The sequence below is a fragment of the Kurthia massiliensis genome (assembly GCF_000285555.1).
Lineage (GTDB): Bacteria > Bacillota > Bacilli > Bacillales_A > Planococcaceae > Kurthia > Kurthia massiliensis.
Map to the genome: position 1 here is coordinate 271,248 of NZ_HE610996.1, position 14,744 is coordinate 285,991.

Below are 14,744 nucleotides of genomic sequence, written 5' to 3' on the forward strand. Positions count from 1 at the left end.
TAACGTGTATAAGCCTGTTTTAAAACATAAGAAAAAGCGGGGCGAGCCCGCTTTTGTGTGCTGAATTAAATTCTAGCGACGTAAACCTAATTTTTGGATAGTTTCGCGGTAACGAGTTACATCGTTTTCACGAAGGTATTTTAATAGGTTACGACGACGACCTACCATTTTGAATAAACCGCGACGAGAGTGGTGGTCTTTTTTGTGTGTACGTAAGTGATCGTTTAATAAGTTGATTTCTGCAGTTAATACAGCGATTTGTACTTCTGGAGAACCAGTATCACTTTCGTGTGTGCGGAATTCCGCGATGATTTCGTTTTTACGTTCTTTTGTTAGAGCCATTTGCTCTACACCTCCTAAAAATAATAAAAACCCCCATTTACTGAGTTCATCGTTGGAGAATCGATTGACCAAGTAATGGTTGCCCGTGATTAAATCACTTACAGAAGTGTATCATATAAATACTAATAGACGCAACTATTTCATATGAAAAAAAGGCCTACACACGTAGTGTAGCCCCTTCGTTATCAATGCTTATACTTGTTGTGCGAAATACTCCACGCATTGCTGTTTATCTGCTTGGAGTTGTGCAATTAATGCATCAATACCGTTGAACTTTTGTTCATCGCGCAGACGTTTATACCAATCGATGACGACTTCTTCACCGTAAATATTGCGTTCGAAATCGAAAATGTTTACTTCGATCGTTAACACTTTTTCATCTGGATTTTTAAATGTCGGTTTGTAGCCGATATTGCACATACCTTCATACCATTCGTCTTGCACTTTCATTTTTACAACGTACACGCCATTACCTGGTGTATATGTACCTTCTGGTAGTTGTACGTTCGCTGTTGGGAAACCGATTTGACGACCGCGTTTATCACCATGCACGACAACGCCTGGTGTTTGATATGGACGTCCTAGAAGCGTTTGCACTTCTTCCATATTACCTTGTTTTAAAAGGCCTCGAATACGTGTAGAGCTCACTTTATCATCCCCGTCCTCTAGTTTTTCGACTACTTGTACAGAAATTGCCTCTCCGCAAAGTTGTTTCATAATATCCATATTACCGCAGCCTCGGCTACCGAATGTGTAGTCAAATCCCGCTGTGACATGTTGTACGCCTAAATCACGCACAAATAATTGTACGAACTGCTCTGGGCTTAACTTTGCAAAATCTGAAGTAAAACGTACGACGAATAATGTATCGACGCCGATTGCTTCTAAAATTTCGATTTTTTGTTGAAGTGGCGTAATGTAAAAGACTGCTTCTTTACGTCCACCTAGCACGAGCGATGGATGCGGATCAAATGTCATGACCGCAAGTTTCGTATTCGTTTGTTGTGCGACTTCTTTCGCTGCATTGATTACCTTTTGATGACCTCTATGTACGCCGTCAAAAAAGCCTAATGCGAGTGAATAAGGCCCATCCACTTCATCTGGATGAATATGATGTGGATACATCAGTTGAATCACTTGCATGGAAATTCACTCCTAATCTATGTTTGGAAACATCTTTTCAGGTTTCATCACGCCGTCTTTTGTCGGATGTTTCACATATACTGCAACGGCTTTTTGTTGCTCCGTAAACACTATTTTATCATGTTCTGCTAATTTTGGGTGCATCGGAAGTGGCATACCATTTTTAATTTGCTTCATATTTTTTGCTGTCACTTCTTCTTGTGGAAAATCGACAAGTGCTGTTTCTAGTGGACGAATAGCTTCATCTAAACGCGCTTCGTCTGCAAGTACTTGTAATTCAGCTAATGTCACACATTGTGCACGTTCGTAGCTACCTGACATAACACGCGTTAATCGCGCCATATGTGCTGGGTAGCCAAGTAACTCACCCATTTGTACAGCCAGCGTACGAATGTAAGTACCTTTACCACAATGAATGCGTACAGAGAATGTCACTTCTTCACCTTCAAAGACATCTTCTTCACTTAATAGCTCGATGCCATAAATGTTTACTTGGCGACTTGGACGTTCTACCGTTTCACCTGCACGTGCGTATTCATACAATTTACGACCGTTTACTTTTACCGCAGAATACATCGGTGGTGTTTGCGTAATCGTACCTGTTAACTTTTCAAAAACAGCTTGTAAATCCTCACGTGTAAAACGTTTCGCTGCTAAATTTTCATCAACGACATCGCCTTCTGCATCTTCTGTCGTTGTTGAACGACCGATTGAAATGATGGCTTCGTATGTTTTCCCTGCATCTGTAATATACTCTGCTAGGCGCGTTGCATTCCCTAAACAAATCGGTAATACGCCATCAACACCAGGGTCAAGTGTGCCCGTATGGCCGACTTTCTTCATTTTTAAAATTTTTCTTACTTTAAAGACGCAATCATGAGATGTCATGCCGCGCTCTTTCCATAAAGGTAAAATACCGTTAATCATGTGTAAGTTCTCCTTTTGTTGCGATTCATACTTTAGCATAGCTTTTTGCACTGTTCTTTTCAATAAAAAAGACTAAGGAGCACGATGCCCCTTAGTCTTTTATGCATTAATAATCTTTTTCAGATTCATGTAGTTGACGCAATAATTGGTCAATCTTATTACCGTATTCAGTAGAAGCATCAAATTCGAATGATAATTCTGGTGTGATGCGTAGACGAATACGTTTTGCAATTTCAGAACGGATAAAGCCTTTCGCTTTTTCAAGACCTTTTAACGTGTCTTGTTTTTCACGTTCGTTACCTAAGCTCGTAATATATACCGTAGCTAGTTGCAAGTCACCTGTTACTGCAACATCTGTAACAGTGATAAAACCTACACGAGGATCTTTTAATTTACGTCCGATAATGTCGCCAAGCTCTTTTTTCATTTGCTCAGCAACGCGGTTTGCGCGTACTTGTGACATATCAGCTTTCACCTCACTATAAATACTCGATATGAATTTGTGTACATTCCCATTCAGGGTTTGTCTCTAAAAATGCGACAGCGCGGTCGATTTCACGTTTCGCTGCTTGCGTACTAGCCGCTACAGCGACGAGCGCAATTTCGGTACGCTGCCACACGTCTTGATGATTGATTTCCGCTACAGAAACGTTAAAGCGTTGTTTCGTACGCATTGTCATACGTTGCAATACAGCCCGTTTTTCTTTCAGCGAATGTGCTGTTGGAATAAAAAATTCACAACTAGCGTAAACAATCATTAGCGTTTAATTTCTTCCATCACGAATGCTTCGATCACGTCGCCAACTTTAATATCGTTGAAGTTCGCGATTGTGAAACCACATTCGTAACCTTTTGCTACTTCTTTTGCATCGTCTTTGAAACGTTTTAATGAAGATAATTCGCCTTCAAAAATAACGATTGAATCACGGATAACACGTACGCCTGCGTCACGAACTAATTTACCTTCAGTTACGTAAGCACCAGCGATTGTACCGATTTTAGAAACTTTGAATGTTTCACGTACTTCAGCGTTACCGATAATTTTTTCTTCGAACTCAGGATCAAGCATACCTTTCATCGCTTGTTCGATTTCTTCGATTACTTTGTAGATGATACGGTGTAAACGAATGTCTACGCCTTCAGCTTCTGCTGCGCGTTTTGCGTTCGTATCAGGACGAACGTTGAAACCGATAACGATTGCGTTAGATGCTGCTGCAAGCGCGATATCAGACTCAGTGATTGCACCAGCACCAGTGTGGATGATTTTCACGTTTACGCCTTCAACATCAATTTTCATTAATGATGCAGCCATTGCTTCTACTGTACCTTGAACATCGGCTTTAACGATTAAGTTAAGTTCTTTCATTTCGCCTTGTTTCATTTGTTCGAATAAGTTATCTAAAGTTACGCGAGAACCTTCGTTACGGTGTTCTTGGATTGCAAGTGTTTGACGAGCTTCCCCAACTTGACGTGCGCGTTTTTCGTCTTCGAATACGACGAATAAGTCACCAGCTTGTGGTACATCGTTTAAACCAGTGATTTCAACTGGTGCAGATGGACCTGCTGTTTTTACACGACGGCCAAGATCGTTTACCATTGCGCGGACACGACCGAATGTGTTACCAACAACGATTGGGTCACCAACGTTTAATGTACCGTTTTGTACTAATAAAGTCGCAACAGAACCGCGGCCTTTATCAAGTTGTGCTTCGATAACAGTACCCATCGCTAAACGTTTAGGGTTTGCTTTTAATTCGCCTACTTCAGAAACTAAAAGGATCATTTCTAATAGTTGGTCGATACCGTCGCCTTTAAGTGCAGAGATTGGTACGAAGATTGTATCGCCGCCCCAATCTTCAGGAACTAAACCGTGTTCTGTTAACTCTTGCATTACGCGATCAGGGTTTGCAGATGGTTTATCCATTTTGTTTACCGCTACGATGATTGGCACTTCTGCCGCTTTCGCATGGTTGATTGCTTCAACTGTTTGTGGCATTACACCATCATCAGCTGCAACAACTAAGATTGTTAAATCCGTGATTTTCGCACCACGTGCACGCATTGTTGTGAACGCTGCGTGTCCAGGTGTATCAAGGAATGTGATTTTTTTGTCGTTAACTGTTACTTGGTAAGCACCGATATGTTGTGTAATACCGCCTGCTTCGCCTTCAGTTACTTTTGTGTTACGGATTGAGTCAAGTAAAGTTGTTTTACCGTGATCGACGTGACCCATGATTGTAACAACTGGAGGACGTTCCATGATGTCTTCTGGGTGTTCTTCTTCGTCTTCGAAGTAAGTACTTAAGTCAGTACGGTCAATACGAATTTCTTCTTCTACTTCTACACCGTAGTCAGCACAGATTAATTCGATTGCATCTTTCTCAAGCTCGTTGTTGATTGTTGCCATGATGCCTAGCATGAATAATTTTTTGATAATTTCAGATGGTTCGCGACCTAATTTTTTCGCTAACTCACCAACAGATAATGTTTCATAGAAAGTAATTTTTTCTGGTAATTCTTTCTTCACTGGTGGTACAGGTGTTGGACGGTGTTTACGACGTTGTCCACCGTTGATACCTGGACGACGACGTTGGTTGTTACGTCCGCCTTGTCCTGGGCGTCCGCCACGGTTATTATTGTTGCGGTTATTAGCGCTATTGTTGTTAGGTTTAGATGATGAATTATTAGTCATACGTACTTCCTTACTTGTTATTTAGTTTTTGTCTTTTTACGATGCAGGTTTTTTCGCCATCCCTGACATCGTAGGACGAGTTCCTGGCTGTCCTTTCGGCTGTATAATGATGGCCTTTTTAAGTGGTCAACACCAGTATCTCATAGACAGACAACTTACGCTAACTCGTTGAAGTACTGCGATAGCTTTTTCGCAAAGCCGTTATCCATGATTGCTAGAGATACACGCGATTCACGTCCGGTCGCATGGCCTAAAGCTTCACGCGTACCAAATGTGTAAATCGGAACATTATAATATGCACATTTGTCATGCATTTTCTTTGTGGTGTTATCAGAGGCGTCCGTTGACACAATGACTAATTTCGCACTGTTTGAACGAACCTCCTTGATCACTTGTTCTTCGCCTGAGACGACTTTTCTTGCACTAGCAGCGATTCCTAGTAAGTTAAAAATGGCTTGTTCTGGTGTCATTTTACGATTCCTTTCGAATTACTGCGAGTAAGTCTTCATAAATTTGTTCTGGAATGTTTGCTTCCAATTGGTGTTTTAAGACGTTTTTGCGTTTTGCTTCAGCTACAGCATGTTCTGTTTTTGAAACGTAAGCACCACGTCCAGATTTTTTACCAGTTTCATCGACTGAAACTTCGCCTTCTTTTGAACGCACGATGCGAATCATCTCTTTTTTCGGATGCATTTCGCCCGTTGCGACACAACGGCGTAATGGTACTTTGCGGTTCGTTGGCATATTGTCACCTTCCCAAATTCGGACGAATTATTCTTCGTCGCCGTCTTGGTATAAATCGATTGCTTCTACTTCTTCAACAGGTACGAAAGTAGAGTTTTCATTAGGGTAGATACCTAATTCACGTGCATCTGTTTCAGATTTAATATCGATTTTCCAGCCTGTTAATTTCGCTGCAAGACGAGCGTTTTGACCACGTTTACCAATTGCAAGTGATAATTGGTAATCAGGTACGACAACAGTTGTTGATTTTTCTTCTTCGTTAACTTGTACGTCTAACACTTTTGAAGGGCTAAGCGCGTTTGCAACGAATACGATTGGATCTTCTGACCATTCAACGATGTCAATTTTTTCACCGTTTAATTCGTTAACGATTGTTTGTACACGAGCACCTTTTGCACCAACACAAGCGCCGACTGGGTCTACTTCTTCATTATGAGCTAATACTGAGATTTTAGAACGATCGCCAGCTTCACGAGCGATTGATTTAATTTCTACTGTACCTTCGAAAATTTCTGGTACTTCTAACTCGAATAAGCGACGAAGTAAGCCAGGGTGAGTACGTGATACGAATACTTGTGGTCCACGAGTAGAGCGTTCTACTTTCGTGATATACACTTTGATACGATCATGTGGTTCGTAAGTTTCGCCTTGGATTTGTTCGTTTTGAGGTAATACAGCTTCGATTTTGCCGATGCCTACGTAAATGTTACGTGCGTCCATACGTTCTACAACACCGTTGATAATATCATCAGCGCGGTCTACGTATTCTTCGTAGATTAAACCGCGTTCTGCTTCACGGAAACGTTGTGTTACGATTTGTTTTGCAGTTGTTGCAGCAATACGACCGAAATCGCGAGGGACTTCTTCTTTTTCGACTACATCGCCAAGTTCGTATGCAGGGTTGATGTCTTTTGCATCTTCAAGTGAAATTTGTAAACGTTCATCTTCTACTATACCAACAACATCTTTACGAGAGTAAAGGCGCATTGTACCTTTTTCTAAGTTTAAGTCTACACGTACGTTTGCAGCTTGGTCATAGTTCTTTTTGTAAGCATTGATTAATGCTGCTTCGATTGCGTCTACGATAATTTCACGAGAAATCCCTTTTTCTTCTAGTGCGCTTAACGCACCAACAAATTCCTTACTTTCCTTACTCATTATGTTTTTCACTCCTACAATATTTAAAATTCTTTATGTTTCGAAAAATCGATTGCAAGTCTAGCGTTCGCAATTTTGTCTTTCGGAATGAGAACTTTTACTTTTCTAGTTTTAATTAGCATATCAACTTCAGCGCCTTCTTCTGTATAAGAAGTAAGGTAACCTTCAAACACTTTCATACCGTTGATTGCTTCGTATGTTTTCATATGAACGAATTGGCCGATTGCTTTAATGTAATCTGCTTCCTTTTTCAATGGACGTTCTGCTCCTGGTGAAGATACTTCAAGGAAATAGTTTTGCGAAATAGGATCCTCTTCGTCTAACTTCTCACTTAATCTTTCACTTACTTGGGCGCATTGATCGATATCGATGTGGCCCTCAGGAGTATCAACATAGACGCGTAAAAACCAATCGCGTCCTTCTTTCACAAACTCAACATCGACAAGTTCTAAATTTAACTCCTCAACGATAGGCATTGCGAGTTGCTCAATTTCAGACGTAACTTTACTCATACTCTCCTCCTGACTAGCTATTGTTATAGACAAACAGAAAAGAGCGGGAAAACCCACTCTTTTGCCGTCGTGCTATCAACAAATAATTACTTAAAGCCTATCATAAATAGCGTCACAATGCAACTGTAGCGCCTAGAACAGTGATAATTGGTTCGCTTCTGGTAAGCCTTCTAAACAACCGAGACGATCCATGTAGTCAATCAACGTTTTAGAAACGCGACCACGAATTTGTAAATCTTCTTTTGATAAAAATTCGCCTTCTTCGCGCGCCTTCACAATTTGCTCTGCTACACTGTTACCAAGACCCGGAATCGCATTGAATGGCGGAATTAAACTTTGACCATCAATGACAAACTCTGTTGCTTTTGAACGATATAAATCTACTTTTTGGAAATGCATGCCGCGCTCGCACATTTCAAGCGCAAGTTCAAGCACTGTTAGTAAGCTTTTATCTTTTACAGAAGCGTCTAAACCTTTATCGGTAATTTCTTTCATTTGTGCTTTAATCATTTCTGGACCATTTACCATCGCGATAAGGTCGAAATCAGATGCACGAACTGTGAAGTATGCACAGTAATAAAGAATTGGTAAATGTACTTTAAAGTATGCGATACGAATCGCCATTAAAACATACGCTGCAGCATGGGCTTTCGGGAACATGTATTTAATTTTCTTACATGATTCGATATACCATTTTGGAACATTTTCAGCCATCATCGCAGCTTCCATTTCTTCTGTTAAACCTTTACCTTTACGCACGTGTTCCATAATTTTAAACGCAAGTGACGGTTCAAGTCCTTGATAAATCAAGTACACCATAATATCATCACGACAACCGATTACTTCTTTTAATACACATGTACCATCTGCGATCAAATCACTCGCATTGCCGAGCCATACGTCGGTACCGTGTGATAAACCAGAAATTTGCACAAGCTCTGAGAATGTAGACGGTTTCGTTTCTTCTAACATGCCTCGTACGAATTTCGTCCCGAACTCTGGAATGCCGAGCGTTCCGGTTTTACACATAATTTGGTCGACTGTTACCCCTAATACTTCTGGGCTTGTGAAAATTTTCATCACTTCAGGATCATCTGTCGGAATCGTTTTTGGGTCGATGCCTGATAAATCTTGAAGCATACGAATAACAGTCGGATCATCGTGTCCGAGAATATCGAGTTTTAAAATGTTATCGTGAATTGAGTGGAAATCAAAGTGTGTCGTGCGCCATTCTGCATTTTGATCATCGGCCGGATATTGAATCGGTGTGAAATCATAAATGTCCATATAACTTGGTACGACGATAATACCACCCGGGTGCTGACCAGTCGTACGTTTAACGCCTGTACAACCTTGAACTAAGCGGTCAACTTCCGCGCCACGGAAATTAATGTTGTGGTCTTGTCCGTATCCTTTTACGTAACCGTACGCTGTTTTTTCAGCGACCGTACCGATTGTACCGGCACGGAATGCATAGTCTTCACCGAATAAAATTTTCGTATAGTTATGCGCTTGTGGTTGGTATTCACCTGAGAAGTATGACGATAGGTAAGCTTTTGATGTAATCTCCAGCTTTTCCCCCGTCCCACACCGTACGTGAGGCTTTCACACTCATACGGCGTTCCATCGTTAGTTTTGTTGAAAATTATAGACTAAGTTTTGGATTTCCTACTTCCGTTCTTAATCTATTTAATTTATTTATTGCTTTCACTTCGAATTTACTTAATATCTTTTGATACTCCTTATTTTTTAAAGGGTCTATATTATGAATGAGCATATGATATTTCTTATTAATAATAATTAGATTATCATATTCATCGGTACCGCCATGTACTGTCGGCTTTATATGATGACATATCGCTTGATGAGGGGTTAATCTCTCACCTGTGATACAACAGCATCCTTTTTGTGCTACATATCTGCTCAACCGATTATTTTCGTACAGTGTACTTTTTGATTTATATATTCCTTTACGAAACATTTCTATTTCTCTTACGGACACATATTTTAACTCTCGATGAATTACTTTTCTATCAGCCTCGTTATAAATAGTGAATTCAGGCTTTCGCTGTCCTCGTATATCATGTCGAACTGCTTCGATAGGATAGACCAGCAATCCATTGCTTTTGAATCTCGGATAATTGTAATCTCCATAAAATTTATCAATCACATTGTTCGTTTCTTTTGTTTTCACAAAAATGTTTCGCACTATGAGTGATTTAATATTTGGATGAATATTGTGCCTTATCTCATTAAAATCTAGAGATATTCGGGTAGCGATTTTATAGTAATTTTGCATTCCTAATATATTCGCATTAAAATTCATCACTTTTTGAGGAGTAGGACTTTTTCTTAGCTTAATTAATTGATGCCGTATTACACCTTGTACCTTCGTTTTGGCTTTTGGGTCCATTTTAGAATTGACGATATAGCCTGTTTTAGCATTACCTTTTTGTACCGCTCTAAACCTTATCCCTAAAAAGTCTGTACCGTTTTTACGCAAATTTGTGATTTTACTTTTTTCTTCACTAACTTCAAGCCCTAGACGTTCTTTTAACCATTTTTCAACAGCTATTTTTATCTTTCGAGCATTTTCATATGAATTCGTAAAGATTTTAAAATCATCTGCGTATCGGACTAAATACATCGGTTTTAACTTTGTCTTTTTTAGAGCATCCGTTTTATTACGTTTTAGCTTATAGGGTACGCGTGTAGGTTTTGTTTCCCATTGGTTTGAGACCCACCAATCTAACTCATTCAATACTACATTTGCGAGTAGCGGAGATAATATACCTCCTTGTGGTGTTCCTTTCGTTGGTACTCCTTCACCTGTAATCTCAGCTTTCAGCATCTTTTTAATGATTACTAATACTTTTTTGTCCCGAATACCAATTGTCCATAATTGTCTCATAAGCTTTTTATGATTTACGTTATCGAAGAATCCTTTGATATCTATATCAACAACGAAATGTTGATGACTATGATTCACCATGTGATAGCATCTTGCAAGTGCATCATGTGTGCTGCGTTTCGGTCTAAAACCATAACTTTGTGGATGAAATTTTGCCTCTGTAATCGGCTCTAATACTTGTAAAAACATTTGTTGTATTAATCTATCCTCAATAGTAGGAATGCCTAGAGGTCTCATTTTCCCATTTGGTTTAGGTATGAACACTCTTCTTACCGCGTGTGGTGAATAATTATCTAGTCTTCTTCGAATAAGGCTAATTAGTTGATCAACATTCATTTTGTTTAAATGTTTAATAGTGTGTCCATTTGTTCCTTTCGTTTTACTTCCTGTGTTACTTTTAAGATTACGAAAGGCGAGCAAGATATTTTCTTCAGAAATAATTAAATCATAGAGTTCTGTAAAATAACGACCACGCTTGCTTTCTTTATAAAGAGTATCAAATGTTGTTTGCAACCCAAAGTACTCGTTGTTTCTTAACTTTTGTATCATTAAGTCAGTCAACTAATCACTCCCTTAGAAGTTTTCGTTCTCTTTAGTCATACTAGAATCTGACTTGTGTAGGTTTAGTTTCAACACTAACGACTTGTGCCCTTCCCTCTGAAATGTTTTATCCTCCGACCTATTTGTTATTCAGTCATCATCGGCATTTCTTCAACGGTACTATGGCACTACTGCACCCCGACAAAGTAAGTTATAGCTATATGCCTTTCCTTACACCGTATTCACTGGAATGCAACTTCCTCATACGTTCGGTGGCTTCACACGTTCCACTATTTCTATCTGTACATCTTTCCTTAGGTTCCCCCTAAATTCCGCTAGGCTTGCATGTGCCTGTAACACAAGATGGATTTTCATAACCAAACGCTTACTCATCCACACCTAGAAGTCCTCATTTGGACCCCGTAGCATTTCTACTACGTGACATTCACGAAAAGTCAGTCGAGGGTTCGTCCCAGTGAGTTCTACTGATTCTAACCATAGAAAGTTTATAGACGCCAGACCTATCATTCACAGGATTTGATATCCTTTTCCACAGCCGTACTGTTTGGGTGAACTTCAGCCTACTTTAACGAGCTTCATACAAGTTTCAGTTTTGCAGTCATCCGCTTGCATGTCGTAGCTTCAGCGAGTGTGTTTCAGGACGTTACCCCATCATTCCACACTTCGAAATAGCAGTTCTCCTAGATTAATCTAGTGGCTAATCTTTTCAATTAGCAACGTGTCGCACTCAAATCAATATCAGGTACCTTATCCCCTTTAAATCCTAGGAACGTTTCAAACGGAATATCTTGTCCATCTTTACGATACGGCGTACCACATTGTGGACAGTCTTTATTCGGTAAGTCATACCCTGACGCAACAGAACCATCTTCAAAGAACTCTGAATGTTTACAGTTTGGACAAACGTAGTGCGGTGCGAGTGGATTTACTTCGGTAATCTCCATAAATGTCGCCACGAGTGACGAACCGACCGAACCACGTGACCCTACTAAGTATCCGTCTGATAACGATTTTTTTACAAGTTTCGCTGAGATTAAATAAATAACGCCGAACCCGTGACCTAAAATCGATTTCAATTCTTTTTCAATACGTTTTTCCACGATTTCTGGTAAGTTTTCACCGTAAATTTCGTGTGCCATCCTATACGTACGGCGTGTTACTTCTTCGTCAGAACCTTCGATTTTTGGTGTATATAAATCGTCTTTAATCGGCACGACTTTATCAATTGATTGCGCAAGTGCTTGCGAATTCGTCACGACGATTTCTTTCGCTAAATCTTCACCTAAAAAAGCAAAATCTTCGAGCATTTCATCGGTCGTACGGAAATGACTTTCTGGTAACTCCGTACGATTCAGTGGGTTCGCACCACCTTGTGAACGAATTAAAATTTTACGGAAAATCGCGTCTTCTTCATGAATGTAGTGGACATTACCAGTCGCAATCACTGGTTTATCAAGCTTTTTACCGATTTTAATGACTTTACGCACGATGTCTTCTAAGTTCCATTCATCTTTAATTAATTCACGTTCGATGAGTGGTTTATAAACACCTTTTGGATGCACTTCTAAATAATCGTAAAACTTCGCAATTTCCATCGCTTCTTCCACCGATTTTTGCATCACAGCAGTGAAAAACTCACCATCTGCACAACCCGAACCAACGAGTAATCCTTCACGATATTTTTCAAGCGATGAACGTTTAATACGTGGTACACGATAAAACGTTTCGGTATGCGCTTCACTAATTAATTTGAACATATTTTTCAAGCCATCTTGTGTTTGCGCTAAAATCGTACAGTGTGTCGGACGTGAACGTTTATACGCATCGCCGCCACCGACGAAATTGTTAAATTCGTCATGCCATAAAATATTTTTCTCTTTTACAGCTTCTTTTAATAAATGTAGCAATAAATAACCTGTTGCTTCAGTATCGTAGATGGCACGGTGATGTTGTGTCAGTTCGATATTGAATTTTTTACATAGCGTATTCAGACGGTGATTTTTCATCGTCGGATAAAGCATACGCGCTAACTCTAACGTATCAATTACCGAGTGGTCGAAGTGATCGATCCCCGCTTTTTTATACGCTTCATATAAGAACCCGATATCAAATGATGCATTGTGTGCCACGACGATACTATCGCCGATAAAATCATGGAACTTCGCAATCATATCGACGACTTCTGGTGCATCTTTTACCATATCATCGGTAATGCCTGTTAACTCAATCGTCGTAGAAGACAATGGGTGATGAGGATTTGAGAAGCTTTCAAACTTATCGACGACTTCACCATCAATAATTTTGACAGCCGCAAGCTCGATAATCGTATCGTACGCTGCGGATAAACCGGTCGTTTCTACGTCAAATACGACAAACGTTGCGTGTTCTAGCTCAATGTGACGCGGTTCGTACGCGATTGGCACACCGTCATTTACTAAGTTCGCTTCGACACCGAAAATCGCTTTAATACCATTTTTCTCAGCTGCGCCATACGCCTCTGGAAATGCTTGTGCACCACCGTGGTCAGTAATCGCAACCGCTTCATGTCCCCATTTTGCTGCTTGCGTTACAAGTGCTGCAGGTGACGCTGTTGCATCCATTTGACTCATATTTGAGTGCATGTGTAATTCAACACGACGTTCACCTTCTGGAGCTTTATCTTGACGAATTTGCGGGCGAATTTCTTGCATATCTTGTGCCATCATAACAAGATCGCGCACGAACGTATCGTTTTGAATCGAACCACGCGCGCGTACCCACATACCTTTTTTCGCCTGTTGCATAATAGCTACGTCCTCTTTATCACGAGAGAACATTTTCACTAAAATCGAATCCGTATAGTCACTTACTTTCATTGTCATAAGTGAGCGACCACTACGCAATTCTTTTACTTCTACATCAAAGACAAAGCCTTCAATCGTTACACGACGTTCTTCATCTTGAATTTGTTGAATTTCCATTAATGTATCATCTGGTTTCATCGCAATCCCTAATTGGAATGGACGATCTGCAGCTTCAGCGCTAACGCCTGCTTCTTTTTCTTGTTCACGTTTTTGCATTTCTTCTACAGCTTGTTTCGCAAACTGCTCTTCTTCAATGCGACGCTTCTCTAAAAATTGTTGTTGTTCTGCAGCAAGTTCTTCTGTCGCTTCACATAATGTGAAATCAACAGGTAGTTTTGGGAAACCGTAGTACGTATAGTTTTCACCGATTTTATCCGTATATTTATGCTTATACGCATCTAGCTCAAAATCGCGCTTACACGTTAAGCTTAATTTTTGACCATTCCAAGCTGGTAATTGTTCTGCTAACCCTTGACGCAGCGGTGGTGAAATTGCTTCTAAATCATTCACAACTGTCATCCAATAATCTTGTACTAACTCTTCTGTTACGTTCGGCGTTGCCGTCGTAAATTGTAAATTCACTTGTGCAATATTTGCAAAAGCTCTTTCAACGTTCATCTTGAAAATTTCATACACTTTGTACGGTAAAATATTTGGCGTTTTTAACGTAAACTGCCAAACACGATTTGTTTTATGCACCGTCATACGTGTCATTTCTGCCGCTTCAAAAAACGGCATATAAATATCATCTGTCAGACCAATTTGTTGTAAAAGAATCTGAAAACGTTGTCTCGCCTCATGTTCGTTTGACATGGTAGCACCTACTTTCTTTTAACGTTCACTCTCTATTGTACGTGAAAAAAGAGGTTCATACATCTTTTCCGCACAAAAAAATAGGCAAAGCCATTGAA

At 40.0% G+C, this 14,744-nt stretch carries 11 protein-coding genes and 2 pseudogenes; all 13 read right to left on the reverse strand.

Translation table 11 applies throughout. The features are described 5' to 3' along the window. Positions 1-72: 72 nt before the first annotated feature. Positions 73-342 carry a 30S ribosomal protein S15 gene (rpsO, locus tag KMHG_RS01720; RefSeq protein WP_010286308.1) on the reverse strand — a complete coding sequence of 90 codons (270 nt, stop codon included), beginning with the start codon at positions 340-342 and terminating at the stop codon, positions 73-75. A gap of 192 nt (positions 343-534) precedes the next feature. Beyond that, a complete protein-coding gene (locus tag KMHG_RS01725; protein ID WP_010286309.1) occupies positions 535-1,485 on the reverse strand; it encodes a bifunctional riboflavin kinase/FAD synthetase in 951 nt (316 codons plus the stop codon). Positions 1,486-1,497: 12 nt separating this feature from the next. Beyond that, positions 1,498-2,412: a tRNA pseudouridine(55) synthase TruB gene (gene truB / locus KMHG_RS01730; protein WP_010286310.1), complete on the reverse strand. Its 915-nt coding sequence runs from the start codon at positions 2,410-2,412 to the stop codon at positions 1,498-1,500. Between the two features lie 106 nt (positions 2,413-2,518). Next, complete coding sequence (rbfA, locus tag KMHG_RS01735; protein ID WP_010286311.1) at positions 2,519-2,875, reverse strand: 30S ribosome-binding factor RbfA; 357 nt, start codon at positions 2,873-2,875, stop codon at positions 2,519-2,521. A 16-nt stretch (positions 2,876-2,891) separates the two neighbouring features. After that, the gene (locus KMHG_RS01740; protein WP_010286312.1) at positions 2,892-3,170 is read right to left on the reverse strand and encodes a DUF503 domain-containing protein; all 279 of its coding nucleotides are present in this window, start codon (positions 3,168-3,170) and stop codon (positions 2,892-2,894) included. After that, positions 3,170-5,104: a translation initiation factor IF-2 gene (infB, locus tag KMHG_RS01745; protein WP_010286313.1), complete on the reverse strand. Its 1,935-nt coding sequence runs from the start codon at positions 5,102-5,104 to the stop codon at positions 3,170-3,172. Before infB ends, KMHG_RS01740 begins: the two co-directional genes overlap by 1 nt. A 155-nt stretch (positions 5,105-5,259) precedes the next feature. Next, positions 5,260-5,574, reverse strand: coding sequence for a YlxQ family RNA-binding protein (locus KMHG_RS01750; protein ID WP_010286314.1), 315 nt, complete (start codon positions 5,572-5,574; stop codon positions 5,260-5,262). Between the two features lies 1 nt (position 5,575). Then, a complete protein-coding gene (gene rnpM / locus KMHG_RS01755; protein ID WP_010286315.1) occupies positions 5,576-5,848 on the reverse strand; it encodes an RNase P modulator RnpM in 273 nt (90 codons plus the stop codon). A gap of 27 nt (positions 5,849-5,875) precedes the next feature. Further along, entirely contained in the window at positions 5,876-7,006 is a 1,131-nt protein-coding gene (gene nusA / locus KMHG_RS01760; protein WP_010286317.1) for a transcription termination factor NusA, read from the reverse strand. A gap of 23 nt (positions 7,007-7,029) precedes the next feature. After that, positions 7,030-7,518: a ribosome maturation factor RimP gene (rimP, locus tag KMHG_RS01765; RefSeq protein WP_010286321.1), complete on the reverse strand. Its 489-nt coding sequence runs from the start codon at positions 7,516-7,518 to the stop codon at positions 7,030-7,032. A gap of 132 nt (positions 7,519-7,650) precedes the next feature. Then, positions 7,651-9,054: pseudogene (locus KMHG_RS17230) on the reverse strand (PolC-type DNA polymerase III); the annotation flags it as partial. Positions 9,055-9,163: 109 nt separating this feature from the next. Beyond that, positions 9,164-10,990, reverse strand: a complete 1,827-nt coding sequence (gene ltrA / locus KMHG_RS01775; RefSeq protein WP_010286325.1) for a group II intron reverse transcriptase/maturase — start codon at positions 10,988-10,990, stop codon at positions 9,164-9,166. A gap of 725 nt (positions 10,991-11,715) precedes the next feature. Then, positions 11,716-14,646 (reverse strand): annotated as a pseudogene (locus tag KMHG_RS17235) (PolC-type DNA polymerase III); the annotation flags it as partial. Positions 14,647-14,744 lie beyond the last annotated feature (98 nt).